The 24,634-nt window shown below is 67.6% G+C and carries 27 protein-coding genes and 1 pseudogene; 13 read left to right on the forward strand and 15 right to left on the reverse strand.

Annotation, left to right across the window (positions count from 1 at the left end; all coding sequences use genetic code 11):
• Nucleotides 1-73 precede the first annotated feature (73 nt).
• Nucleotides 74-307 (reverse strand): hypothetical protein, encoded by a 234-nt coding sequence (locus AC5677_RS00620; RefSeq protein WP_497192996.1) that lies wholly within the window; start codon nt 305-307, stop codon nt 74-76.
• Between the two features lie 1,190 nt (nt 308-1,497).
• Between AC5677_RS00620 and AC5677_RS00625 the strand changes: the two genes are divergently transcribed.
• Entirely contained in the window at nt 1,498-1,848 is a 351-nt protein-coding gene (locus AC5677_RS00625; RefSeq protein WP_497192997.1) for a tetratricopeptide repeat protein, read from the forward strand.
• 58 nt (nt 1,849-1,906) lie between these two features.
• Here AC5677_RS00625 and AC5677_RS00630 read toward each other — a convergent pair whose 3' ends face one another.
• Complete coding sequence (locus tag AC5677_RS00630; RefSeq protein ID WP_497192998.1) at nt 1,907-2,854, reverse strand: LysR family transcriptional regulator; 948 nt, start codon at nt 2,852-2,854, stop codon at nt 1,907-1,909.
• Between the two features lie 84 nt (nt 2,855-2,938).
• Here AC5677_RS00630 and AC5677_RS00635 point away from each other — a divergent pair, with 84 nt between their 5' ends.
• From AC5677_RS00635 to AC5677_RS00650, 4 genes are all read left to right on the forward strand, one after another.
• A complete protein-coding gene (locus AC5677_RS00635) occupies nt 2,939-3,868 on the forward strand; it encodes an EamA family transporter (protein WP_497192999.1) in 930 nt (309 codons plus the stop codon).
• A gap of 600 nt (nt 3,869-4,468) precedes the next feature.
• Nucleotides 4,469-5,413, forward strand: a complete 945-nt coding sequence (locus AC5677_RS00640; RefSeq protein ID WP_497193000.1) for a ligand-gated ion channel — start codon at nt 4,469-4,471, stop codon at nt 5,411-5,413.
• A gap of 248 nt (nt 5,414-5,661) precedes the next feature.
• Complete coding sequence (gene sigK, locus AC5677_RS00645) at nt 5,662-6,249, forward strand: ECF RNA polymerase sigma factor SigK (protein ID WP_497193001.1); 588 nt, start codon at nt 5,662-5,664, stop codon at nt 6,247-6,249.
• Nucleotides 6,246-6,581, forward strand: coding sequence for an RskA family anti-sigma factor (locus AC5677_RS00650; protein ID WP_497193002.1), 336 nt, complete (start codon nt 6,246-6,248; stop codon nt 6,579-6,581). The genes sigK and AC5677_RS00650 overlap by 4 nt, the downstream gene beginning before the upstream one ends.
• Here the strand turns inward: AC5677_RS00650 and AC5677_RS00655 are convergent.
• The 3 genes from AC5677_RS00655 to AC5677_RS00665 form a co-directional block, all read right to left on the reverse strand.
• Nucleotides 6,506-6,781: a hypothetical protein gene (locus tag AC5677_RS00655; protein WP_497193003.1), complete on the reverse strand. Its 276-nt coding sequence runs from the start codon at nt 6,779-6,781 to the stop codon at nt 6,506-6,508. The genes AC5677_RS00650 and AC5677_RS00655 overlap by 76 nt on opposite strands.
• Complete coding sequence (locus AC5677_RS00660) at nt 6,778-7,077, reverse strand: DUF6247 family protein (protein WP_497193004.1); 300 nt, start codon at nt 7,075-7,077, stop codon at nt 6,778-6,780. Before AC5677_RS00660 ends, AC5677_RS00655 begins: the two co-directional genes overlap by 4 nt.
• A gap of 179 nt (nt 7,078-7,256) precedes the next feature.
• Nucleotides 7,257-7,946 carry a cysteine hydrolase family protein gene (locus AC5677_RS00665; RefSeq protein WP_497193005.1) on the reverse strand — a complete coding sequence of 230 codons (690 nt, stop codon included), beginning with the start codon at nt 7,944-7,946 and terminating at the stop codon, nt 7,257-7,259.
• A 55-nt stretch (nt 7,947-8,001) separates the two neighbouring features.
• Here AC5677_RS00665 and AC5677_RS00670 point away from each other — a divergent pair, with 55 nt between their 5' ends.
• Nucleotides 8,002-8,514: a PadR family transcriptional regulator gene (locus tag AC5677_RS00670; protein ID WP_497193006.1), complete on the forward strand. Its 513-nt coding sequence runs from the start codon at nt 8,002-8,004 to the stop codon at nt 8,512-8,514.
• Nucleotides 8,515-8,774: 260 nt separating this feature from the next.
• Here AC5677_RS00670 and AC5677_RS00675 read toward each other — a convergent pair whose 3' ends face one another.
• Together AC5677_RS00675 and AC5677_RS00680 are read right to left on the reverse strand one after the other, a co-directional pair.
• Nucleotides 8,775-9,404, reverse strand: coding sequence for a GmrSD restriction endonuclease domain-containing protein (locus AC5677_RS00675; protein WP_497193007.1), 630 nt, complete (start codon nt 9,402-9,404; stop codon nt 8,775-8,777).
• Between the two features lie 812 nt (nt 9,405-10,216).
• Entirely contained in the window at nt 10,217-10,570 is a 354-nt protein-coding gene (locus AC5677_RS00680; RefSeq protein WP_497193008.1) for a hypothetical protein, read from the reverse strand.
• A gap of 429 nt (nt 10,571-10,999) precedes the next feature.
• Here AC5677_RS00680 and AC5677_RS00685 point away from each other — a divergent pair, with 429 nt between their 5' ends.
• On the forward strand, nt 11,000-11,605 hold the full coding sequence (locus tag AC5677_RS00685) for a hypothetical protein (protein ID WP_497193009.1): 606 nt from the start codon (nt 11,000-11,002) through the stop codon (nt 11,603-11,605).
• A 55-nt stretch (nt 11,606-11,660) separates the two neighbouring features.
• Here AC5677_RS00685 and AC5677_RS00690 read toward each other — a convergent pair whose 3' ends face one another.
• Both AC5677_RS00690 and AC5677_RS00695 read right to left on the reverse strand, forming a co-directional pair.
• Entirely contained in the window at nt 11,661-12,080 is a 420-nt protein-coding gene (locus AC5677_RS00690) for a hypothetical protein (protein WP_497193010.1), read from the reverse strand.
• Nucleotides 12,081-12,562: 482 nt separating this feature from the next.
• On the reverse strand, nt 12,563-12,973 hold the full coding sequence (locus tag AC5677_RS00695; RefSeq protein ID WP_497193011.1) for a mycothiol transferase: 411 nt from the start codon (nt 12,971-12,973) through the stop codon (nt 12,563-12,565).
• Nucleotides 12,974-13,592: 619 nt separating this feature from the next.
• Between AC5677_RS00695 and AC5677_RS00700 the strand changes: the two genes are divergently transcribed.
• Nucleotides 13,593-14,840 carry a sensor histidine kinase gene (locus tag AC5677_RS00700; RefSeq protein WP_497193012.1) on the forward strand — a complete coding sequence of 416 codons (1,248 nt, stop codon included), beginning with the start codon at nt 13,593-13,595 and terminating at the stop codon, nt 14,838-14,840.
• A gap of 293 nt (nt 14,841-15,133) precedes the next feature.
• Here AC5677_RS00700 and AC5677_RS00705 read toward each other — a convergent pair whose 3' ends face one another.
• A complete protein-coding gene (locus AC5677_RS00705; protein ID WP_497193013.1) occupies nt 15,134-16,228 on the reverse strand; it encodes a hypothetical protein in 1,095 nt (364 codons plus the stop codon).
• Between the two features lie 124 nt (nt 16,229-16,352).
• Here AC5677_RS00705 and AC5677_RS00710 point away from each other — a divergent pair, with 124 nt between their 5' ends.
• Nucleotides 16,353-16,613 carry a hypothetical protein gene (locus AC5677_RS00710; RefSeq protein WP_497193014.1) on the forward strand — a complete coding sequence of 87 codons (261 nt, stop codon included), beginning with the start codon at nt 16,353-16,355 and terminating at the stop codon, nt 16,611-16,613.
• Nucleotides 16,614-16,858: 245 nt separating this feature from the next.
• Here AC5677_RS00710 and AC5677_RS00715 read toward each other — a convergent pair whose 3' ends face one another.
• Genes AC5677_RS00715 through AC5677_RS00725 form a run of 3 tightly spaced genes read right to left on the reverse strand, consistent with a single transcriptional unit; the run spans nt 16,859 to nt 18,636 of the window.
• Nucleotides 16,859-17,377, reverse strand: a complete 519-nt coding sequence (locus AC5677_RS00715; protein ID WP_497193015.1) for a carboxymuconolactone decarboxylase family protein — start codon at nt 17,375-17,377, stop codon at nt 16,859-16,861.
• Between the two features lie 9 nt (nt 17,378-17,386).
• Entirely contained in the window at nt 17,387-17,785 is a 399-nt protein-coding gene (locus AC5677_RS00720; RefSeq protein WP_497193016.1) for a hypothetical protein, read from the reverse strand.
• Nucleotides 17,782-18,636, reverse strand: coding sequence for an IS5 family transposase (locus AC5677_RS00725; protein WP_497193017.1), 855 nt, complete (start codon nt 18,634-18,636; stop codon nt 17,782-17,784). Before AC5677_RS00725 ends, AC5677_RS00720 begins: the two co-directional genes overlap by 4 nt.
• A gap of 355 nt (nt 18,637-18,991) precedes the next feature.
• On the opposite strand from AC5677_RS00725, the gene AC5677_RS00730 reads away from it, so the two are divergent.
• Nucleotides 18,992-19,405, forward strand: a complete 414-nt coding sequence (locus AC5677_RS00730) for a hypothetical protein (protein WP_497193018.1) — start codon at nt 18,992-18,994, stop codon at nt 19,403-19,405.
• A gap of 564 nt (nt 19,406-19,969) precedes the next feature.
• Nucleotides 19,970-20,314 carry an EthD domain-containing protein gene (locus AC5677_RS00735; RefSeq protein WP_497193019.1) on the forward strand — a complete coding sequence of 115 codons (345 nt, stop codon included), beginning with the start codon at nt 19,970-19,972 and terminating at the stop codon, nt 20,312-20,314.
• A 580-nt stretch (nt 20,315-20,894) separates the two neighbouring features.
• On the opposite strand, the pseudogene AC5677_RS00740 reads toward AC5677_RS00735, so the two are convergent.
• Nucleotides 20,895-20,999 (reverse strand): annotated as a pseudogene (locus AC5677_RS00740) (IS5/IS1182 family transposase); the annotation flags it as partial.
• 281 nt (nt 21,000-21,280) lie between these two features.
• On the opposite strand from AC5677_RS00740, the gene AC5677_RS00745 reads away from it, so the two are divergent.
• Nucleotides 21,281-22,957 carry a tetratricopeptide repeat protein gene (locus AC5677_RS00745; RefSeq protein WP_497193020.1) on the forward strand — a complete coding sequence of 559 codons (1,677 nt, stop codon included), beginning with the start codon at nt 21,281-21,283 and terminating at the stop codon, nt 22,955-22,957.
• Between the two features lie 129 nt (nt 22,958-23,086).
• Here AC5677_RS00745 and AC5677_RS00750 read toward each other — a convergent pair whose 3' ends face one another.
• Nucleotides 23,087-23,572 (reverse strand): alpha/beta fold hydrolase, encoded by a 486-nt coding sequence (locus AC5677_RS00750; RefSeq protein WP_497193021.1) that lies wholly within the window; start codon nt 23,570-23,572, stop codon nt 23,087-23,089.
• A gap of 225 nt (nt 23,573-23,797) precedes the next feature.
• Between AC5677_RS00750 and AC5677_RS00755 the strand changes: the two genes are divergently transcribed.
• Complete coding sequence (locus AC5677_RS00755; RefSeq protein ID WP_497193022.1) at nt 23,798-24,607, forward strand: hypothetical protein; 810 nt, start codon at nt 23,798-23,800, stop codon at nt 24,605-24,607.
• Nucleotides 24,608-24,634 lie beyond the last annotated feature (27 nt).

A 24,634-nucleotide genomic window follows, 5' to 3' on the forward strand; every position in this document is an offset into this window, starting at 1 on the left:
TGGGCATGTTTTCCTTTGGGTTGAGGCTGGTTGACCCGGCCTGTCCAGATGGCTTCTGGCTGGGCCCGTAGCGTCAACCACGGTCGCTGTCGTAGCCCCAGCGGGACTTGCCGTCGCGGCCCATAAAGCACTGGGCGGGACGGCCGCCGGTGCTGGTGTCGAGGGCGCCGACCGGGGAGCAGAACCGGCCGAACCCGGTCCCTGACTGACCGTCGCCGCTGGACGAGCCACCGGAAGAGGAGCTGCCGCTGCTGCGGCGCCCCCGAAGTCGTCGACAACTGCTGTCGCAGGAAGCAGAGAAAGCCATCCGGGCTTCCCGGAGACCAATCGTCTGTTGTACAACCCCAACGATCAGCCGAAGAGGTTCCAGTAGGAGCCCGCTCCCGCGAATCCGCTGAGACTGAGAAGCCAGCTCAGTAGTGGCAGAGACACCGACACTCGCAGATGCCGCCCGGCATTGACGCACAGCCCCTGACGCCCCAGGACTAGCTGCCACGTTGACGGTTGGGTCTTCATGTCCGTCTTGCTCACAGCTCTTGACTCCTTTTCCTCTGCTCCCCCGCCCCGCCCTCGGGGAGGTCCGCCCTCCATGCGGTGGGCCTGAATCCACCATGCGAGCGGCGCAGGAGTGCCCGAACGATCCCTGGCGTCAGTCCTAAACGACCTGACCGGGATCGAGCAGACACCCGCGCGAACGGACTGGCATACCGCAAACCTGACAGGACCTGACAAAGGCTGACGGAGACGCCGTGGTGGGCATTCGTATGCCGGACGAGTAGCGGCTGCAGCCGGGGCCACGACGGGAACTCGTTGTGGCGTTGCATGATCTCTATGCCTTGGCGGGAAAACCTCCCGCTCGCACGATAGCTCCTGGATCCGCGAGCGGGACGATCTTCCAGGCACGTTGAGCCATGAAGGGGTCAGCTCAATGCTGCGGGGCGTTGGGATGCCGCGCTGGGCAAACCTGGAGTCCCTTGTCCGTGTTCTGGTCGAACAGCAACGCGTAGGAGAGGCAGACGTCGAAGCTGTCGTCTTGCGCATCCATACGCTCTGGCGCATTGTCGACAGTGGCCTGTCACAACTGTCCAATACCCCAACGACACCTTCGGCGAGCCCTGGGACCGAGTTCAATGAGCAACCTGCGTCTCAGGCGGTTGCTCCTCCTACTAGGACTGGGGCCGAGAGCCGAGACGGCGAGCTGGCATCCAGGACGTCTACGCAACGACCGCTTATTCGGTGGAATCCGCGCCAGCGAACCCTGGATGTCTTCGACCGACAAATGGCTGTCGAAGTCGTCAAAGAGGTCGGGGGCATCAATGACGAAGCGTGATAGGGCATCCGCCATGCGGACTTCGGCTCAGCGCAACAGCGCTGTTGCTGACCTTGGTCAGGCCATCGACGTGGCCCGACAGGCGGTGGAGGCTGCTCCCTCTGGTCACCCTGACCGCGCTGCACTTATGAATAACCTCGGTAGCGCGCTTCGAGCGAACGGGCGACTTGGCTGACCTTGGTCAGGCCATCGAGCTGACCCGACAGGCACTTGAAGTGAGTCCGCTGGATGGCCCCCCGTACCCGACGATTTTGAGCAATCCTGGGGCGATGCTTTCGGAGGTCGGTCGTCGGGAGGAAGCTCTGACGGTCGCCATGGAGGCGGTGGCGATCCGCCGACGACTGGCGGAGGAGAACCCCGCCGCGTACGAACCCAGTCTTGCGTCCGCTCTCAACAATCTCGGCAACCGTCTCTCTGAAGTACAGCGGGTTGGGCTGTGCCCGGAGCGGTTTGCGAACGAGTCCAAGGCCGACACGCTGACGGTCCAGCGTGACGACGGCCTCGGCGGGAGCGGCTGACCGGTGGAAACGTTCCGGGGTGCCTACGCTGCCTCCTGCCTGGGCCGGTCCTGCTTGATCACGGCATCTGACGGGGCTCCTCGGCGTCCGGGCCGACGAGCCGGCCGGGTTGTTGTCCGGTCGCGGACCGCCTGACCAGGAGGTCGGTGACCAGGGCGAGGGCAGGCCAGTCCAGGCGGCCGTGGCGGGCGACGGCGTAGGCGCGCAGATCGACGTCGGGGGCGGTGAGCGGAAGGAGCCGCACAGCGGGGAGCGTGACGGTCCCGAGGGGGAGCAGGCCCACGCCGAGGCCGGCGGTGATCAGGCCCTGCACGAGGTCGAGGCTGTCGGCCTGGTGGGTGATGCGCGGGGTGAAGCCTGCCATGGAGGCAAGGGTGCGGATGACGGTCTCGTCCGCGGTGTTGCGCGAGTTGACGATCCAGTCCTGCCCGGCGAACTGGGTGAAGACCTCCAGCGTTGTCCCCTCTCGGACATCGGCCTGCGCGGGGACGCCCAGGCCCCAGCGCGCGGTCCACAGGGCAGTGGCGTGCACCGCGGGGTCCTCGGCCGCGGGTGCCAGGTTGTAGTCGTAGGTCAGGGCCAGATCCGTTGCGTCCTCGGCCAGGAGCTGCAGTGCCTCGGCGGGTTCGTGTTCGCGGACCAGGACGCGGAGGCGGGGGTGGCTCGTGGTCAGGGCGGTGACGATGGGCAGCAGGTGGGCGCGGATGGCGGTGGCGAAGCCTGCGACGCGCAGGGTGCCGTTGGGCTCGCTTCCTGGGGCGAGGTCGTGGCGCGCTGTCTCGACGGCGGAGAGGATCGTCATCGCGTGCTCGGCCAGGCGGCGGCCTGCGGGCGTCAGCCGGACCAGGCGCCCATGCGGTTCGGTCAATGCGGTGCCCAGGTCGTCCGCCAGGGCGGCGATCTGCTGCGAGACCGTCGAGGTGGTCGTGCCCAGCATGTCGGCCACCGCCCGCATGGACCCCAGGCGGGACAGCTCCACCAGCATCCGCAGTCGTCGTGTCTCCATGGGCTTATTGTCCAGCATTGACGAACAGATTGTTCATGATTGGCACGTGGACGCGAACGGTCCGAACATCGTGTACTCGGGTTCATGAGCTTGCTGAACCAGCGCGCAGGTCTGCGCCTGCCCACGTCCGCGTCCGGGGCCCTGATGGCCGTGGCCTCCATGTCCACCATTCAGCTCGGGCTGGCGCTGTCGGTTCCGCTGGTCGATCAGCTCGGAGCCCTGGGCACGACAGGGCTGCGTCTGGCGTGGGCCGGTGTGCTCCTGTTGGTCCTGGTGCGGCCCCGTCTGCGCGACTTCACCGGCCGTGACCTGTTGGCATGCATCGCGCTGGGCGCGGTCAGCGCGGGCATGATGGTGTTCTTCATGCTCGCCGTGACCCGGCTACCGCTCGGAACGGCAAGCGCGCTGGAGTTCCTCGGCCCGCTGGCCGTATCCCTCTGTGGCCCGGGCCGCGGTCGCAAACGCTGGACGGCCATGGCCGCCATCGGTGTCGTGGCGCTTACCGAACCTTGGCGCGGTGGCGTCGATGCGGCCGGCGCGGGCTTCGCAGTGGCCGCCGCAGCCTGCTGGGCGGCCTACATCCTGCTGACCCAACGCGTGGGCGACTCTGTGACCGGCCTCAGCGGGCTGGCCATCTCCATGCCCGTCGCCGGCCTCATCGGCCTCCTTGCCGCAGCACCCTCCGACCTGGAACACGTCACCTGGCAGCTGCTCGGAGCCATGCTGGGGCTGGCCGCGCTGAGCGCCGTACTGCCCTTCGTCCTCGAGTTTCTCGCCCTGCGCCGCCTTACGACCTCCGCCTTCGGCACTCTGATGAGCCTGGAACCAGCCATCGCGCTCCTCGCCGGCCTGCTGGTGCTCGGCCAGATACCCGGCCTCGCACCCGCGGCCGGCGTCGCCTTCGTCGTGATCGCCGGCATCGGCGCCACCCGCACCGGTGCCCGCCCCGCCCCGACGCCCCCGGGACCCCACCACTCCATGACGACCACCACGGTGAGCTCGTCGTCGAGCTGAACCGCCAGACCGCCGAGGCCGGGGCCGTTCCGGCCGGGTGCCTGGCCAGATTCGCCGCGCGCCCCGCTGTGTCCGGGGGCACGTGGTGGACTTCGGCATCTCCATCACCAAGTGACGTGGCTCCCGGTCGTCAGGGCACACCAAACGAAAGGAATAACTGAAGGCATCATGATGGCGACTACGGCCCGGGCCGCAGTGCAGCACGATGATGAACGCGTCCGCGTCACCCGCTGGGGTTTCGAGACGCCTCCGCACGCACCGCCCCGCCGCCTTTCCACAGAGGGGGCACTGCCTGGGCGATCACGAGCATGCCGCCTGCTGATCGGCAGCCGCGTCGCGCCGCGGCCCTGGTCATGAGCCGAACGGGTGCATCCTGAGCCGGTCTGCGGGGGCGGGCCGCTGTGATCGTGATCTTGCGTCGGCCGCCGGGTTATGGTCCGCATGGAAACGCTCCCCTGATGTGGTTCCTGCTGCTCCCGCCGGTGTTCTTGGAGGCTCGCGGGTATGCCCCGTTCGTATGGCCGGCCAGCGGACGGCCGACGTGGTTTCCCGGCCGGGCTCCGGTCGCGAGCGGGCGCCCTGCTCGCAGCCGCCGCCGCGGTGCTGAGCACGCTGATCATCGCCACGCCCGCCGCTGCGGCCGTGCCCAGTTGCCGCGTCGGGGCTTACGTCACCGACCTCTACGCGGTGGATCCGGTCAGGCGCACCGTGAACGCGGACCTGTGGCTGTGGAGCCTGTGCCCACGCAAGGATCTGACCGCTGTCCAGCGTCTCGAGTTCACCAACGCGACGAGGACGTCGCTGACCGCGCCTTCCAGCGAGAAGGTGGGCAACGAGTACTGGACGCAGGTCAAAGTGTCCGGGACCTTCCGGCAGGTCCTCGACCTGACGGACTTTCCGTTCGACAAACAGGTCGTCCAGATCCGGGTTGAGGAAAACGAGCTGGACGAGTCGCGGTTCGTCTACCGGGCGGATACGAAGAACTCCACGTACAACCCCAGGATCCATCCCGACGACTTCAAGATCACGAAATTCCGGATCGGGGTCGTGGACGCGCACTACAGCACGAACTTCGGCGATCCCCGGCTCGAGCAAGGAGGCAGCAGCCGCTACTCCCAGCTGGTGATCGAGTTCCAGCTCACCCGAGAGGACATCACGAGCTTCGGCAAGCAGATCCTGCCGGTATACGTGGCTTTCCTGGTCGCCCTGGTCTCGTTTCTGATCTGGTCGAAGGACGACGAGGTCGCCTTGGTCGCACGGCTCGGGATTCTCGGTGCCGCGCTCTTCACGATCATGCTCAACTTGCGGGCGGTCGACGAGGCGCTGGGCACCTTCCTGAACGTGACGCTGGTCGAAGAGATCCACTTCATGAGCCTGCTCTACGTACTGATCGGTGTCGCCAACACCACCTACGTCCTGAGGGTGTTGAACGATCCCATGGACCGACCGGCCGCGCGGCGCTTCAACAACCGCGTTTTCGCCCTCGCGACGGGCCTCTACATCATCGCCAACATCGTCGCCATCTCCCTCACCGTGTCATTCTGAGTCCGTACACCGCTCGGCGCCGCGGCGGCCGCCGGCTCTGTCGGCGATCACCTGGCTCACGGATCTCGATGACAAACGACGGCGCTGTCGTGTCCACGGACGTGGGCCGCACGCGCACTGGTCGGGCCTGCGGGACGTCCCTCCGGTTCGCCGTCAGCGTCGGCCACGCTCGCATCCGTTTCCCGACCAATCCACGCTGTGCCCCACGCCGAACAAAAGGTGGCCGCGTATCTTCCTCGGAGGTGTTCATGCACGTCGCAGCCCGCGGCGAACCATCCCCGGCGCCGCACTCAGGCGCTCTGGAATCCCTGCTCGACCGCGTCGCCCGCGGTGATCAGCCGGCGTTCGAGAGCCTCTACAACGCGGTGGCCGGCGCCGTCGTGGGCCTGGTGCGGCGGGTGGTGCGGGACCCGGCCCAGTCGGAGGAGGTCGCGCAGGAAGTCCTCATCGACGTGTGGCGTTCGGCTGCCCGCTTCGACGCTCAAAGGGGCAGTGCTCTGACGTGGATCATGACGCTCGCCTACCGGCGCGCGGTGGACCGCGTCCGATCGGCGCAGACGGCCGCCGACCTCGAACACCGGGCCGGGCTGAGGCAGTGCACCGCCCCCTTCGACGAGGTGAGCGAACAAGTCGAGCGGCGTCGGGAACGCGAGCAGGTCCGCCGGTGCCTGGAACAGCTGACGGAACTCCAGCGGGAGTCGGTGACCCTTGCCTACTACCGGGGATACACCTACCGGGAGACCGCCGACGTGCTCGGCGCCGCCCTGGGAACGGTCAAGACCCGGCTCCGCGACGGACAGATCCGGCTCCGTGACTGCCTGGGGGCGACCGCATGAGCACCGTGGATCTGCACACGCTGACCGGTGCCTACGCGCTCGGCGCGCTCGCGGAGCCCGAGGCCGGCGAGTTCGCCCGGGACCTGGCCCAGTGCCCGGCGTGCGTACAAGAGGTGCGGGAGTTCCAGGAAACCGCGTCCCGGCTGGCGCCAGGCCGTCGCCGAGGTCCCGCCGGGCAGGCTGCGGGAGCGGGCAATGGCCCGGCCGCGGAGCCCGGAGGGAACACCGGCACCGGGCACGAGCCCCGCAGCACGAGTCAGCCAGGGCCTGGCCAGTCGAGCCAGACGATGTCCAGGACGGACAGGTGCCGCAGGGGCCGGTTGATGAAGTAGATGACGCTGAGCTGCCCGATGGAGGCGGCTCGGACGTCGTCGCCCTCAGGATCGCCGGCGTCCCATTGCGGCCAGCTCCATGGGGTGCGGGCAGCGATGTCGAGGACATCGCGGACCATCTCGGCCGCATGCTCGGGCAGCTCGCCCAGCACCTTTGCACTCTGCGGGGATAGCCGGACCGCCCACGGTCCTGCACTCATCGGCGAGGCCCCAGGACGTCCTCCAGAGCGACGAAACCGCTGTCGTCCATGCCGGATTCGGCGAAGGCGTCCACGGCCGGGGCGGCAGCGAGACGCAACTGCCAGGTGCGGACGACCTCGTGCATCGGGGTGAGGTTGTAGGTGTGGCGGGAGTCTTCCAGAGCCTTGGCCCAGTCCCGTTCGAAGGCCGGCACCCACCGCTCGGCACGACGGTCGGCGCGTAGCCGGTCGAGTAGCCGGGCGGCGGCAGCCGGGGCCGGCGGTGGGGCGGGGGCTTCTTCGGGCTGGGCGCTCATGGCTTCCTCCTGCGGGTCTCCTTGCCACGGTAGCTGTCGCCACGACAGTGGAAGAGGGCTCGGCGGTCACTGGCACAACTCCCACTGCTTGCGGAGGCGGCCCGGGGATCAGGGCAGAGAGCTGGTGAAGTCTCATTTCCGCGTCAACGGGGAGCACCTGACCTGGGGCTAATGCTGCATCAGGCCACGTCCACCCGTTCCTCGTCCCCTGATGCCGAGGTGGCTGCGGTCAGTCGGCTGGCGATCTCTTCGGCGGTCAGAACGAGCGCAAAGCCCTTGCGCAGGACAGCGAGTTCGGGTTCTTGCCGGGACTCGTCGTCGGTTGCCGTGACATCGGATCCGAAGACAACCTTGTAGCCGCGCTCGTATGCCTGCCGGGCCGTGGTGCCACAGCAGTAGTTGGTGAGCGTTCCTGTGACGATGACCGTGTCGCGGCCGAGGTTGCGCAGCATGGTGTCGAGCGGCGTGTCGTAGAACGCCCCGTAGGAGGGCTTGCGGATCACGGCTTCGTCGGGGCGGCGGCCCATCGGGGCCCACACCTCGGCAGGGCCCGGCCGGCGCCAGTCGGTGTCAGCATGCGGGAGGAACTGCAAGGCGTGCGGCCGGTCCAGTCCGAGGTGCGTGTCGTCGAAGAGGGTCCAGATCACCGGGACGGAGGCGGCCCGGCATTCTTCGACCAGCTGATCCAGCCGGGGCGCCATCCGAGTCGCCGCCGGCACCCAGTAGGGACTCCAGCCAGGCCGCACGAACTCGTCCTGCATATCGATGACGAGCAGCGCCGCCCGTTCGGGCCGTACGTCGAACGATGCCCTGCCGCGCTCGTAGGCGTTGCGCGCCCGCGTCGTCACCCATTCCTCGGTGTATGCCATCCCCGCCTCCTACATCGATTCGAGGTACCTCGTTTCGATGTGCGAGAGTAGCAGCATGCTCGAACTCGCGATCCTGGGATTCCTGGCCGAGGGGCCGCTGCACGGCTATCAACTGCGGCACCGGATGGCGCACTTGTCCGGCCATACCCGGCCCGTCAGCGACGGCAGCCTCTACCCGGCGATCAACCGGCTGGTCAGCGCCGGCTTGCTCGATCGGCGGACCGAACCGGGCACCTCGGCCGCTCAGCGGCACACTCTGCGCCTGACCGACGCCGGCCACGGCGAGCTGCTGCGCCGACTGCGGGATGCCGACGGCCTGGACATCAGCGACAGCACCCGGTACTTCACGGTCCTTGCCTTCCTCTCCCATTTGCCCGACATCGCTGATCAGCATGCGGTACTGCGTCGGCGGCTGGAATTCCTGGAGCAGCCCGCGAGCTTCTTCCACGACGGTGACCGTCCACTGGGCGCCGACGACACCGACGACCCCTACCGGCGCGGCATGCTCGTCATCGCCCGCGCCACCAGCCGCACGGAAAGGTCCTGGCTCCGGGAGGTGCTGGCCTGACACGGCACCGGCAGGCACCGGGCCCGTATCGGCCCCCCTCCGCCTTCGGCGAACGCCGATCCCCTTCAGTGCATGTCAAGCGGCGGCCACGGTCTGCGTATCCGCGCTGCTCACGTCCGGTGCGGTGTCATCCGGTCGCCTTGTCGCCTCCTGCCTCACGGGGAAGCTGAGGCGCAGGAGGGCCCTCACCACAACGGCGAGGGCCCTCGACCACTCTCGACCTGCCCGCGCACACCCAACGCAGGCGCGTGCCGGTCGGGTTAGTTGGTGCAGGTGTCGAGCATGGAGGCCAGGGCCGTCTTCTCGCGGTCGGTGGTGGTGAGTTTGAAGACGGACTTCACGTGGGTGTAGTCCTCGGCGTAGGTGCACCAGAAGGCGCGGTTGGTCGGCTTCCAGTCGGCCGGGCCACTGTCGCTCTTGGAGCTGTTGGAGGACTCGGAGGCGATGATGAGCTGGGGGTCTTTGAGGTCGTTGCCGAAGGCTTTGCGCTGGTCCGCGGTCCAGGTGTCGGCACCCGAGCGCCAGGCTTCGGCGAGGGGGACCATGTGGTCGATGGTGGCCTGGGCGACGTTGGTGACGGTGGTGTCGTCGTAGACGGAGTACCACTTTCCGCTCGTCGGCTGGCACTTGACGGACCCGTCGACAACGTCCTTGCCGTCGCGGGCCAGGACGTCCTGGCGGGTGGTACAGCCATCAGGCTGCTTGGCCCATATCTCGAACTTGTCCCGGGCGTAGCCGTCCATGGAATGCGGGACGGCGACGGTGAGGGCAGCGAGTTCGGCACGGGCAGTCGCCTGGCTGGGCGGGGCGGGCGGTTCGGCGAGCGCGGGAGCCGCGGTGAGGCCGGCGAAGGCGAGAGCAGCGGCGGAGCCGAGGACGGCACGGCGCATGAAGGTCTCCAAAAATGTGGGGGGGGTTGGAGAGACACTCCAGCAAACCGCGGACCCGCGCCCGGCGCTACGCGCGTTGACTGAACATGACAACACCATTCCCCACTCATTACCTACGCGTTGGACGATCACACAGCCCACCACACGCACGGGCCGGGCCCTCCCCGGCACATGCAGGCCGCCTCCCAGCACGGCACCAGCCCAGTGCTCTGCGGCGCGCGCTCGGCCGGTCCGCCGCAGCTACGGTGCCGGCGGCACGGCCGAGCGCGTGGCTACGGACGGAGTACCGGTCCGGGCCGGCGGCGCACGGCGTGACGCCGACACAGACGCTGCCATCGATCGCCACGCCCGCCAAGGACTGTCGCCTGCCGAGTCGGGGCCGACGGGGCCAGACTCGCTGGGGCCCGCCGGCTATCGACCTGTCGCACACGTGCCATCCGAGGCGGGGCGAGCACCTGCACGGCGTGCAGAGGCATTGTTGTCCGTGGGCGATGGCACGTCGAACCGGTAGCACAGCTGCCTAGCGCCGCCGCCGCTTTGTGCCTTTCCCAGGCCCTTGAGGTGCAGGACCCCTGTGATCATTGCTCTCCGGCCCCGTCTGTGGGTACTGCGGAGGTCGAATCCGGTATGCCAGATCTTGCTGGAGACGTCGAACGCGTGCCGGATCTCGGAATCGGTCAGCCCTTGTCCCGCAGCATGCTGAAGGCTCGTCAGTGATCTGTTGACGGCTTCACGGACGGTCATGCCGGGTTTGCACAGTTCGCTGTCGACGGCGCGGATTGAGGCCTGCCATGCGGTGGCGCGGAGGTAGGTCAGGGAGAAGCAACGGTCGATCTTGATAGGGCCTCCGTTGAAGACGATGCCGTCCTCGGGTAGACGGCGTCACTGTTGATGTAGGTGGCGAACCGGTCCCGGGAGCCATCACGGCCTATTGCGGGTGCTCTGGTGTGCTGCCAGATAATGTCGACGGCTTTGGCGGCATCCGCGTGTGCGCTGTTGAGCGTTGCCCCGGTCGTCGTGGCATCGACGCGAACTTTCCGGGCGATGCCGGTAAGAGCGTCCTGTCTGCGATGCTCGTTCACACTGCCGTTGTTCCACGCCAAGTACCAGCAGTAGGCGAGCAGGCATGCGGGAACGATCAGCGCGATGAGACAGCCGGTGGTCACGCAGCGGGTCCGCCGCCCCGCGACCACCGTGCCGGAAGGTTCTCTGTCATCAACTGCCCTTGTAGCCGATGCGGACTGATGGTCGTATGCCCCGGGGCGGGAAGACATCACTTGGGCTCTCGGGCCGGCGTTGGCCGAGCAGTATGCGAACGTCCTCACCCGATAAGGGCGCCCACCTGCGCATATCAACCCAAAGGCGTGGGGCCACGGACATCCCAGGATGGCGCATTCAAGCCCCACCTTCGGCTGGCGCAATCCGTGAAGCGAACCCGGATTCAACCAGGTGGCAAGTCAGTTCGGCTGATACTGGCAAGACAGATGCCGCCTACTCGCTGGTGAAATAGAGAGGGCATAGGGTTAATTGCCGAGAAAGACGAGTAACATCCAGCCAACCACGGAACGACCAGGCGACAGAGAGCAGGCTGTGCCATGTCAGACGCGGAACTTGCGGAGCACGTAGCTGCCAAGCTGAAGAGCATCGCGAAGCAGATCGACGACCTACAGAAGCTCAAGGCGAAGCTGGAAGACCTCCAGCTACACCTCGGCACCGGACCCGGCGACGAAGCCGCCACGCCACAGCCTCCAGAAGCCGACACCGAGGTGACGAAGCCGGCAACAGTGCCTGCCGCGCGACGCGCGACAGCGGCCGCCGCCAAGCCGCGGCCGAAGAAGGCCGCGGCCAAGAAAGCAGGAAGCACGAAGAAACCGCGTGCGGCCAAACGGGCTGGAGGTGCAGCACGGCGGAAGAGCCCCACACGCGCCGACCACCTCCTCGAGCTGCTCGACGAGCAGCCGCGCACGGTGGCGGAGTTGACAAAGCTGCTGGCACAGGAGCAACCCGATCACGCTGCTCCCGAGACCGTCGTACGCAACACCCTGGAGAATTCCCTCGTCGCCAAGGGCCTGGCACACCGCAGCAAGCAGGGAAGGAACGTCTTCTACTCCCGCCCCACAACGGCACTCGAAAGCGGCACCAACGCCCAAGCGCCCGACACGGTCGAGATCAATGAGGAAGCCGAGCCGACACCAGCCTGAACGTCACCGCGCCTCTTCCCGCCCTCACTCGCCGCGGTGGCAGCTGCGCAGAAGGCTACCGGTCCGGCGGCCGCACCCAGGGAGCGAGGCGTTGACCGGGCGCTATGTCCTCCCGCCAGTACCTCAGAACACGCTCGTGCACGATCTCCAGCTGTTCCGCAGCAATCAGACAGGAGACGGGCTCCTGGCCGTTGCCGTCCGCTTCGAAGGCGACCAGAACGGACGGCAGTTCACCGAGCTGGCGAGTGACTCTCAGCTGTTCCTGTGCCGTTGGCGTGCGGAAAACCGGATCGTGAAACGTCGCTGGGCAGCTGACGAAGGCTGGGGTCCTGAAGACCAGCTCCAAGCCGTGGAAGTAGGTGAGGTCATGGCCGGCAGCCAACCGGAACTGACCGACGTCCCAGGCGATCACTTCCCAGTCCCACCAGGACCCTTCAGGGAACTCGATCGCGGTGTGCGGACGCCCGGTGCCCATCTTCAGACCTCATCCTGTTCGAACAGATCGACAGGCTACACACGCCCCCAGGGCCTTCGAGGCAGGCGACTTAGATCCTTGAGGTGTCTGTGAGGTGCACAGGGTGCTTTCCCAGGTGGACGGCGCTGCCGTGAGGTTGTGAGCCTGTGAGTTGCCGCTGCCCGAGGTGCAACGTCCATCGTGTTGCAGGACGCGTTGCAGCAGCGCCCCGGCTACGCGGGGTGTCCTCTCTGGCCTCCGGCCAGCGGGCTCGGGGCCTCCGGCCCGTCTCGGGGCCGACACGACATGCGCTCCGACCTTCTGCCGGAGCGGGAGCGCGCGGTTCATCTGGCCAGACCCTTCCCTAAGGGACGTCATGGTGGCCGTCCCTGCCGAGGAGTACGCCAGGGATGTGCGTCGCCTTTACCGGTCTCTGGCCGGGTTCACCCGGGGTGCTGGTCGTCCTGCAAGTCGTGCAAGGAGGGGGCGTAGGAGATCCCCGATCAAGCCGTCTGCCGTGAGAAGTCTGGCCACCGTTTGGCCACCGTCTGGCCCCACGGCTCGGTGCGGGCCTGGTGCACCAGCTCGAAGCCCGCGCGCTGAAGCTCGGCACCGGCGGCTGTGACGGCTTCTGCGTTCGCCACCTCGAACTCGATCGATGCCTGCGGGACCACGCGGTCGGTGTGTCCGTTGTGGCGGGCGTATTCCCCGATCATGTGGATGAGAACCCAGCGCAGTGAGACCTTGCCTCGCCAGGGGGCATGGCCCTCAATATCGAGGTCCGGGGCCTCGGTGGCAAAAGCTCGCGCGAAGACGACCTCGGCGTGCCAGGCCGCCCAGGACGCGGCGACGACGTCGGGGTCGGAGGCAGCACCGTCGAAGTCACCCTCGGGGACCTCGTGGAGGAGAAGCACAGCTCGACGTCATGCCCGGCGAGCACGGCCCGGAACCAGCGGCGCTCCACGTCGGCGAGGTGCCTGACGGGCCGAGCAGAGAGAGCGAGGACGGGGACACGGAGGAGAGGGCCAACTCCGAGCCCAGCGCGGAGCACTTCAGCTCCAGGGTGGCGCGCTGGGCGTCCAGCACGGCCATGAGCATGCGCCGTTCGTCACCCGTCGCGGGGCCGTAGAACCGGCTGTCGCTGCCAGCGCCGGCGAACAGTTCGATCCGTCGATCGGGAATCTTCATTCCTGCATCACGAACTCCGGGTGCCCAGTCCCGGAAGCCGTGCTGGAGTTCCGGGACTTGAACGCGAACTGGGGAGGACCAGGCCAGTGCACAAGGCAGTTCGGACCCAGCCGCGCCGCACGCGCTCGGCACGCCCGGCCACGGTGAACAGGTCTCGGCCAGGTGCTCCAGGTAGGCGCGGAGCTGACGGCACTTCTTACCGTCGGTTTACGGCTTGTCTGAGCAGGATGAGGGCAAACAACTCCATTCTGCTGCAAGGCGCATGGGAGAGGACCAGTAGTGCGTTCACATATCATGCCGGTTTTAGCCATTGCGCCTGGTCCGGATTGCCGAGGCTGACCGGCGATGGCCGCACCCTCCGAATCTTCCCCACCGCTGACTGTGCCTGCGCAAACTACGTGGGACCCCAAACCGTCGGACCGGGCGCCGCTGTGGCTGCGCCCGACTATCCGGATACGCCTCACGATGCTGTACGGCGGCATGTTCCTGATGGCCGGCATCGTGCTGCTCGCCATCATCTACATGTCGGCCGCGGACGCCCTCGAAGACGGCGCCCCCTCGCTCGGCGTCTCCGGCAGAGGCATCACGGTCAGCGTCGACAGATGCCCACCGCTGCCCTCGCCAGCTTCCCTCCACGAGATCAACGCCGCCCTGAACAGCTGCATCGAACAGCAGCGCACCGAGGCGCTACAGACTCTTTTGAATCGCTCCCTGATGGCGCTGCTGGGCCTGACCGTCGTCGCATTCGCCTTCGGCTACGCGATGGCAGGGCGGGTTCTGTCCCCACTGGGGCGGATCACCCGCACCGCGCAGCAAGTGGCCAGTTCGGATCTGCACCGCCGGATCGAGCTGGGCGGCCCGGATGACGAGCTCAAGGAGCTGGCCGACACCTTCGACGAGATGCTCGACCGCCTGGACCGGGCTTTCGAGTCGCAGCGGCGGTTCGTTGCCAATGCCTCGCACGAACTGCGTACGCCGCTGGCGATCAACCGCACACTGCTGGAGGTCCAGCTCGCCGACCCGGACGTGTCGCCCGAGTTGGCTCAGTTCGGCAAGACGCTGCTGGCGACGAACGAGCGCAGCGAGCAGCTGGTGGAGGGCCTGCTGCTGCTCGCCCGCAGTGAGAACAAGGTCGTCGACAGGAAACCGGTCGATCTCGCCGAGGTCGCCGCGCAGGCCGTCGAACAGACGCGCGAGGAGGCACGAACCAAGGGCGTGGAGTTCCGCGGGGACCGCCAGCAGGTCTTCACCCAGGGCAACGGCGTACTCCTGGAGCGGATCGCGCTCAATCTCGTCCAGAATGCGGTGCGCTACAACGTCCCCGAGGAAGGCTGGGTCGAGGTCACAACCGCGTCCCGGCCGGGGTGTGCGGTCCTGGTGGTCACCAACACCGGGCCCGTGGTCCCCGCCTACGAGATCGAGAACCTCTTCGAGCCCTTCCGGCGACTGCGCACCGAGCGGACCGGCAGCGACAAGGGTGTCGGCCTCGGCCTGTCCATCGTGCGGTCGGTGGTGCGCGCCCACGACGGCACCATCACCGCCGAGCCGCGCGACGGGGGCGGGCTCGTGGTCAGGGTTTCGATGGCACAGTAGTGAATTTCTCCTGATGCGGTGGGGCCCGGAGAACATCTCCGGACCCATGGCGTCGCTTTACGCAGTTGCCTGTCCTTCCTTTCAGTGCGTTCGCGTGGCGCTATAGGTGGCTGGTTCCGAACCATCGGCGGTAACACACGCGGAATACCACAGCTTCTGTGGCTCGCGGGGCGCTCCGCTCCACAGGTCAGATGACGCGAGTACAGCGGGATGCATTCCGGCGCCGGGAGCGGACCGGCGGCTGGATGTTCATCGCCCTCGGGGTTGGGGTGGCCGTCGCCGAGTGACGCACGCTAGGACCGCGTCGCCTTCCCGCACTCGTCCCCGGAGGACTCGCCCCGCCCGACCGGCCCGCTGCGGTCGTACGGGTCGATCTCCGTGCCGGCCTCGTCCGCCTGGCGATCCGCGCCGAAGGGAGGGGTGAAGTAGCCCGTCGGGGCGCCGCAGCCGCCGTTGGTCATGTCGTACTTGTACGAGACGATCGAGAACGTGCCCGGCTCGGTGATCACCTTGTCAGGGTCGTCCCAGCTCAGGACCAGCTCGCGCCGGACGATCGTGCGCACGATCTCGTCGTCGACGCCCTCGTCGGCGCGGGTGACCGGGTAGACGAAGGTGACGTCGGCGGTCACCTGGAGTGCGCCGCGCTTGCCCTCCCAGTAGGTGAGCCGGCCACGGGTCTTCACGACGTCGCCGACCAGGTGGGTGCGGGAGGGCTGGAAGCGGCTGAAGAGGAGGAGGGCGTCGTTCTTCTCGCTCGGGGTTCGGAAAGCGGTTTTCAGAAGGTCTTGGACGTCCTTCTGGTGCGGGTTGATCAGTGCAATCGCCTTCTCGGGCCGCTCGCCCCGCAGCACCCCGCGGTCCAGGCTGGACGCCACGAGGAAGTCCCGGCTGCGGGCGAGGGCCCGCTCGACCTCGGCGGCGCTCATCCAGCCGACCGGCCCGGCCTTCGGCACGGTGATCCCGGCCGCTCCGCTCGCCCAGCGCGCCGCCGGCGAGCCGCGGAACGGCTCGTCCATGGTGGGGCGTTGGGACACCTCCACCGGGGGAGCCTGCGTCGGGCGGGCGGTCTCGGCCGCCAGCGGTGGGGAGTCAGCGCCGGCGAAGAGGTCCACTATCCGCCCCGGCGCGAGCGCCACCACCAGCAGCACCAGCGAGGCCAGCAACCCAGCCGCGTACCAGCCCGTGCGCCGCTTGGGCCGCGTGGGCGTGTAGCTGCGCCAGCCCTCCAGGCCGCCGCCGGGCTCCGCGCGCAGCCGCTTTGCCACGTCGCGGGCCCGAGCCGACGGCTCCTTGGGCGCGTCGGCGACACCGGCCACCGACTCGCGCAGAAACCGCTCCCACTCCTCGTCGGATCTCGACGAGCCGTCCGGCTCCGTACCCGCACCCATCCTCGACCCCCAGGCAACCAGTAGATCGCGGCCCGCTCCCTGGGACGCGTCCGCATAATGGCACAGAGCGAGAAGAGGGCAGGTCCGGGGGGCAATTAGTGTTGAGGCCGTGAAGTGGAGTGAGGTGGACTACCTCGACTGTCTGCAGTCCGAGCGGCGCGGCTACGAGTGGGTGATGCAGCACCATGGTGGGCTCACGCCGGCGCAGGCGCGGGAAGCTGCCCTGAAGCGGTACCCGTACGAGCCGGACGACGCCCCGTATCGTGGGCTCGTGTTTCACGATGAGGCGTGGCACTGGGCGATGCTGGCGATTCACGGCGATCGGTACGTGGTGGAACGCCCCGAACTGGCCCACCCGTCACCTGAGTACCTGGCCCTTGAGTGAGCGTCATGCTCAGGGGCACGTTTCACTTCTCAGGCCGGTGACGCCGTCCGCTTCTGCTGAGTCGGTGGCAGCCGATGAGGGTGCTGCTGTGCCGACGAGGGCAAGGAAGTGTTCGGCCTTGCGTTCCAGCGGCGGGCCGTCAGGCCGTGCTCGAGACCGTCGGCGATCGCGTCGTACAGCGGCGCCAAGGCCTCGGCCGTGTCAGTGTCAGTGTCAGTGTCGGACAGGTACGGGGGCGGATCAGGTCAGTCCCACTGTTCGTCGGCAAGAGAGCTGACCGGCTGGGGCTTGCCGATGACGGCCAGCACGATGAAGAAGCTGATCTGGCCGATCGCGGTGGTCAGGGTGGCCAGCGCCTTCTCGTCGTAGTGCTTCGCCACCTCCGCATACAGGTCGTCACTGACGCGCTCCTGGCCATGCGGCGCGGGCTGCAGCGTGGCCTCCACCAAGGCCAGGGCAGCACGCTCGGCGTCGCTGAAGTACGGGGCGTCCTGCCAGGAGGACACCGCGGTGATGCGCTCCTCGGACACCCCCGCCTTCCGCAGGAAACCGGTGTTCAGGATCGTCAGGTAGGTGTTGCCGACGATCTGCCCGGCGCGCAGGTGAACCAGACTCATCGTGGTCCGCGGCACCGAGCGGTTACCCGTGGCCTTGAACAGGGCGGCGCTGACGTCACTCAACTCGGGCACGAACTCACCCGGGTTCGCCATCCGGGAGATCGAGGTGTTGGTGTTGGTGTTGGTGTTGGTGTTCGTGTTCGTCATGAGTGGACGTTAAGTCCGTATCTGGTAGCGGCCTCGTCCGGGTTGGGTGAGGAAGCCTTGGCGGGTGAGGCGTCCGAGGCGAGCGCGGGTGACGTTGACCGATGCCTCGCCGGTGGGCATGCCAAGGAGTTCGTGCAGCTCGCGGGCTCGGAACTCCTGGTCGGGGTGCTGGTTGAAGGCGTGCACGATGGCCTGGTAGGTGGTGCTCGTCTCGGGAGGTTCGGGTTCGTCTTGGGCCGGTGCGAGTTCTGTGATGACCTTCCGGGTGGTGGCCAGGTCAGCGAGTCGCGCTTCGGTCTCGGCCAGGGTGGCGGTCAAGTGCTCGATCTGGACGCGTAGTTGAGCGGCCCGAGTGATGGTCTCGTCGTGCTGGGCCTGGAGGCCGGCCAGGAGCTCGGTGATGTTCACGCGGCCAGCTCGAGGGTGTCGCGCCAGGACGGACTCGGTGTGGTGAAGCGGCGGGCCATGTTCGCAATGGGTGCCCAGTAGACACGCGAGGTGGAGGTGTCGGAGCGGTGGTCGTACTCGCGGGCCAGGCGGCGGTGCAACATCAATGTGCCGTTGACCTGTTCCACGATCCACCGCTTGGGCTGCGGGACAAAGCCTTTGCCCTGGTCTTCGGGGTTGCGGCGGACGACCTCGACGTCGATGTCCAACAATGCGCCATGGATGACGACCTGGTCCTTGAAGCCCTGGTCCACCAGGGCCTTCTCGAGCCGGTTCCCGCACCGCTCGGTGGCCTGGTCGAGCAGGGCGGTGCCGGCGGCGTCGTCGTGGGCGGATGCGGCCAGCACGACGACACCGATGATCAGCCCCAGAACATCCACGGCCAGCCCCCGCTTGCGGCCCGCGAGCTTCTTATTGGCGTCCAGTCCCGTCGTGGTCTTCGGGACACCCGCCGCGGCGCGGACGGACTGGGTGTCGGTGATCACGAGGGACGGGTCTTCTAATCGACGGGCTCTCTCCCGCACCTGGCAGCGCAGGACTTCCTGGATCCGCTGGTCGAGCCCGTCCTCACGCCACAGGCCGAAGTAGTACAACACTGCTGACCAGACCGGGAAGTCATGCGGAAGGAGGCGCCACTGGCAGCCCGTCCGGTTCTGGTAGAAGATCGCGTTCACAACCTCCCGCAGGTCACAGGATCCGGGATCTCCGGTCGCCGACCGGGCGACCCGGTTCTGCTTCCAGGCCGTGATCATCGGCTCGATCAACGCCCACTGCTCGTCCGATAAGTCGCTGAGGTACGGCTCTGTCTTCACGCCCCGCATCTCAACATGGACATGACGACCAGGCGGCTCGTACGGCGATCAGTACCACGATCGAGCGATCACGAACCAGGGAAGACCGGACCTAATACCTACTCAGCACATCGTCCACGGGCGGGACTCCGGTGGCCTTAGGGGCGTCCGGTGGGTCAGTTGGGGGCAGCGCGCCGTGTGGGGCATGCGTCTGCTGTTGTGGGCTCGTCACGGGTGTCGTGGGAGCGTCGCTGGCCTGTCACCGCGCTGCCACAGATGGCGATTAGGGGTGTGGCGGGGGCTGGGGCGGCGAGTGTCTCTGTGTCAGCCGCGCGGCCCCCGGGCATCGCGGCCACCAAGACAGGAAGGTGAAGTCATGCTGAAGCGAGCGAAGATCGGCGTCACGATGGCCGCCATGGTCGCGGCCCTGGCCGTTGGCGGAGCGACCGGAGCCACACCGGCGTCCGCAGGCACGCCGACGTCTACGAAACCTGGGACACTGTCTCCCGCAGACCGCGCGAACGCCACCGCGGCCGCCATTGTCCTAAACAACTTCACGAGCGTGGAGACTGCCGCGCACCACAACATGCCCGATAACAGGATCTCGCACAACGACCTGTACGCGGCCTCGCAGTGGACCTCGAACCGCACGGTTGCGAACGCCGCCAACCGCATTCTGCGATACCCCGGGCTGGAACGGCAGCTTGACACCGCCGCGCATGGCGGCAGTGCCGACGGCCGCATCTCAAGGAACGACCTGAGGGCCTACATTGATAAGCACGGGCATTAGCCGTGGGCTACGGCACGCTCATGATGGTGCGTGCCACGCACACCAGCGAGTCGTGCACGTGGACCACCACGCCGTAGTTCGATGACGGGCGGCAGTTCTTCCGGGCGCTGAGCGTGGCCATGGGTATCCGCTGGCCGGCGGACACGTCGTGTGAGCACAACGCCGCTCGCGATGGCGGGTACGCCGAGCCAGGACCCGAAGGCCGGCCCGGCTGCAACTTGTGTCCGGGACGAACACGCTCCTGGCGGCCGCCAGGAGCCACCGGCGGGCCGAGGTTCACCGCGCCGTCGATGGTGCCGACGGCGGCCTCCGCCTCGGTGATGCTGGTCAGTGCCAGGATGCGTGAACGGCTCGAACATCTCCGCACTCAACCCGGACGGGGTCACTACCAGAAACGGACTTAACGCCCACTTGGTGGACGATAAGCTCGATCTTCCCTGGTTCATGATCGCTTGATCGTGGTGCTGATCGCTGCACGGGCTACCGGAGGCGCAGCACTGCAGCTCAAGCCCCTTACGTAGCCTGGGAGTTGCCAACCAACGCAACACCTGCCTGAGGAGCATCGTGATCAAGATCAGCATCTTCCTGACCCGGCGCGCGGACCTCACCCACGAGGAGTTCGTGGAGTACTGGACGGACAAGCACCTGCCGTTGATCGCGAGCGTGGTGGACGGAACGGTACCGGTCCGGCGCCATGTCCTGCTCTTCCCCACCGGCGACGAGATTCCCGGCATACCCACCACCTACTACGACGGCGTCGTCGAGGTCTGGTTCGACGACCTTGCCGACGCCACCCGCTGGTTCACCTCCGACGTCTTCACCACGACCATCGCCGCCGACGAGGAGAACTTCCTCGACCGCTCCCGGACCCGTTTCCTGTACACCACCGAAACCCCGATCGTCAGCTGAACACCAGCCTCGAAGTACGGTGCGTCTCCGCGAAGCGAGCGTCAACATCACCCGAAGGCGCCCTGGACGTCCCATCCACCGAGGCTTCCCTGCTCGACCCGGACGAGGGCGCCACCAGAAACGGACTTAACGCCCTCTGAGTCCGCTCCTTCACATCGGCCCAACGGCGCTTCCACAGCACTGACGGACCACACCACCAAGATGTGACCGGAACCCAGAAATCTCTTCCCGCCATGTTGGGCGCGTGGTCAGTCATGCCGCCCGTCCGGGGCCGGGCGGGCGGTCGGCGAAGCCTCCGTGGCTCGGCTGCGGATCCGCGCCAGGGCGAACTTCGGCCTTGTCCCGACGGATTACGGTCTGAACCCTGAGCCCAAAGGTCCACGGTCCGCCCGACTTCTGGCAACACTCGCCCCTCTGCCTGGAGCACGGTGGCCGCCTCGTCACCGGCCCGACCGACCGCCCGGAGTGGGGCCCGAACCTGCGCTACGCCCACCTGCGCGACCCCGACGGCCACCTGCAGACCCCCGACGGCTACCTGATCAGGCTTCAGTCCTACCAGGGGTTGTCCGGGCGATCGTGTTCGGAGCCGGATGACCAGGGGTGTTGTGGTGACGGTGCCGAGGAAGACGTAGCCGCGTCCGTCGTAGCGCGTGGCCACGGCCCGGAACTGCTTCAGCTTGTTGATCAGCCACGCCCTGCGGCGGCTGCACGCGGCACACCGGGCGCGTGTTCCTGGCCAGGTCGTCGAAGGCCGGAGAAATAGGCTGGCGGTGACTTTCTGTGCCCGCTGTGAGCGGAACGGTGAGAGGAAGGAGCCACTGCGGGCTTGCTCTGCTGCCCACGCGCAGGGCCGACCGACGCGCAGGGCCGACCAACGCGCAGGACCGACCGCAGAGCCTCGATCGGCACCTGTGTACCGGGCGCCGATGTCGTCGAGTCGAGTCGCATCGCTCTGCAGGAGATCTCATGGACTACTTCTTCGACCTCGGGACCCTCACCCGGCCCGTATCCACACGTTCGCCAAAAGCTCAGCGCTGGTTCGACCGTGGCCTTGCGTGGAGCTTCGCGTTCAACCACGAGGAGGCGGTCAGCTGCTTCGAGTCGGCGGCGGCCGCGGATCCCGGATGTGCCATGGCGTACTGGGGCATCGCGTACGCCCTGGGCCCCAACTACAACAAGCCCTGGGATTTCTTCGACGACGCCGATCTGCGGCGCACGGTGGAACGGGCGCACACCGCCGTCGAACGGGCCCGCGCACTGTGCGACGGGGCCACGCCGACCGAGCGCGCGCTCATCGAGGCGCTGCGCGAGCGCTACCCCGCCTCGCACGCCGTGCAGGACTGCTCCGTCTGGAACGAGCCCTACGCCCGGGCCATGCGCACCGCATACGAACTCGCACCCGACGATCCGGACGTCGCCACCCTCTACGCGGACGCGTTGATGAACCTCACCCCGTGGCGGCTGTGGGACCTGCGCACGGGCGAACCCGCCGCCGGAGCGCGCACGCTGGAGGCGAAGGCCGTCCTCGACCGCGCGTTGCTGACCGAGGCCGGCACCCGTCACCCGGGCGTACTGCACATGTACATCCACCTGATGGAGATGTCGCCGACGCCGGAGAAGGCTCTTGTGGTCGCCGACCGCCTGCGGGGGCTGGTCCCGGACGCGGGCCACCTGCACCACATGCCCTCCCACCTCGATGTGCTGTGCGGCGACTACCGGAGGGTCGTGTCGGGCAACAGCGACGCGATCAGGGCTGACGAGAAGTACCTGCGGCGAGCCGGCGCGATGAACTTCTACACGCTGTACCGCTCGCACAACTACCACTTCAAGATCTACGGTGCGATGTTCCTCGGCCAGTCCGAAACGGCGCTGGAGACGGCTACGCAGCTTGAGGCGTCCATTCCCGAGGAGCTGCTGCGTGTGGAGAGCCCGCCCATGGCCGACTGGCTGGAGGGCTTCCTCGCCATGCGGGTGCATGTGCTGATCCGCTTCGGCCGCTGGACGGACATCCTCGCGCTGCCGATGCCCCGTGATGCGGAGCTGTACTGCGTCACCACAGCAATGCTGCGCTACGCGCGCGCGGTGGCGTACTCCGCCACGCAGGTGACCGCCAAGGCCGAGGCCGAGCGAGAACTGTTCCGTCGTGCGGCCGAGCGGGTTCCCCCGACGCGGATGCTGTTCAACAACACGTGCCGGGACATCCTGGCGATCGCCTCCGCCATGCTCGACGGCGAACTCGCCTACCGTAAGGGCGAATACGACGTGGCGTTCGGCTGCCTGGAGCGCTCCGTCGAGCTCGACGACAACCTTCCCTACGACGAACCGTGGGGCTGGATGCAGCCGACCCGCCACGCCTATGGGGCGCTTCTGCTCGAACAGGGCCGGGTCGAAGAGGCCGAGGCCGTCTACCGGGCCGACCTCGGACTCGACGACACCCTGCCCAGGCCCTTGCAGCATCCGGGGAACGTCTGGGCCCTACACGGCTTCCACGAATGCCTCGTGCGGCTCGGCAGGACGGGCGAAGCCCGCATCGTCGCCCAGCAGCTCACCATGGCCACCGCACTCGCGGACGTCCCCGTCGAGGCGTCGTGCTTCTGCCGCCTCGATGCCGCGGGCACGAAGAACGGCTGCGGCTCCGACTGAATCCGTGACAGTGCCCACTGAGCGTACTGGCGTACTGGGCGTGCTGATGTGGCGATGGACTTATCCCGCGGGCGGGTGGCACGGGCAGACGAGCAGAGGAGCAGAGGAAGGCGCTGCTGACCTCTGCCGCTAAGAACCCCGACGGCGGCCGGCCTCAACCTCCGGGCGGCGGTTGGCCAGCAGCGGCCAGATGCTGCGTGCGTCGCTTCCCGAGGTGTGGAGGACGTAGCCCGTCGCCGTGCCCGCGTGTCCTCCCAGGTCGTACAGGTCGTACAGGTCGTACAGGGCACCGTCGACCAGGCGGGCCAGAAGGGCGTCGCGGCGCCTGCCCTCGGGCGGCGAGCGAGCGCGGTAGGTGATGTTGGCGATGGCGTAGTCGACCCAGGCATCGCCGGAGCGGTGTTCGTAAGGAAGGAAGGCGAGGGTGCGCCACTGGCCGGCGTGGGGAATGAGGACGACGAGGGTCCACATCAGCTTGGGCTCCTCGGTCAGCGTTCCCGTGCGGCACAAGCTGATCGGGTCGAGCAGCTCGGCGAGATCGTCGACATGCCGGGCGACGGAATGGGGTCCCCGCCACGGGGATTGGCCCGTGCCACGCTGGTCATACCGGTACAACTCCCTTGTCAAATGGGCTTTAAAGATGCGCGAGGTCCGTGGCCATGGGGCGAGATCGTCCAAGTAGCCCGGCAGACCCGGACCACCATGGAGCAGGACCACGGCCGGCTGCCGAGACGTGTCCCCCAGCGCTATCCAGGTCAGAGTGTTCTGTTGCGGCGACCCGACGCTTGCCATCGACTACGGTGACGCGACCGGCGATCGGCAAGCCTGGGGAGGGAATCGGTGAACAGACATCGAGCGATCGGGACGCTGGCGGCGGTAGTGGTGGCGGCTGCGGGCCTGGCGGGGTGCGGCGGCAACCGGAGCCAGGCGGGCGGCGTCTCGTCCCCGTCCGTGAGCCCTACCGCTGCACGGCAGAGCCCCACCCCGGGCCCCAGGTTCACGACGCCCCCGGGGCCGGCGACCGCACCCGGTCGCGACGCCGCTGCCCCGCCCCAGCGGACTTTCACCGGCGAGGAGCTGCACAAGACGCTGCTGCCGGACACTGCCTTCGGTCGGAATCTGGAGCCCGGCGAGTCGCACACCATGGCCTTCAAAAGCACCCGTGAGCAGCGGCAAAGCCGGTGGGATTACTGCCTCTCGCAATCACCCGACGAGGACCCGGCCTGGCTGGGCCCGGCCTCCTACCGCGGAACGATCGCGACAGCCGTCTCGATGTACGTGGACCGCAAGGCCAACGAAGGGCATTTGGTGGCCACGCAGACGCTCACGTCGCTGTCCATCGCCTCGGCCCGCGACCTCCTGCACGTCGAGCAGAACATCATGCGGCACTGCCCGTCCTTCACCTCCGACGCGGAAGCCGGCTTGGCCGGCGAGGAATACGCAGTGGAGCCGCTGGAGGGAATCGGCGACGAGGCGTTCCTGGAGATCCACACACTGAACTACGAGGGCCGACACACCGAGCACAGGGTGCACGTCCGGGTCGGCGGTGTGCTGCTCACCGTCTCGGACGGCGAGGGCTCGGGCCGCAACCGCGCCATTGCGTGGGCCGCCCAGCTCTCGCGGAAGGTGGGCAGCACCCTCTACCCCTGACCACGACGCCGTGAACCGTGCACGGTC

The organism is Streptomyces sp. JLSY215 (assembly GCF_059682825.1).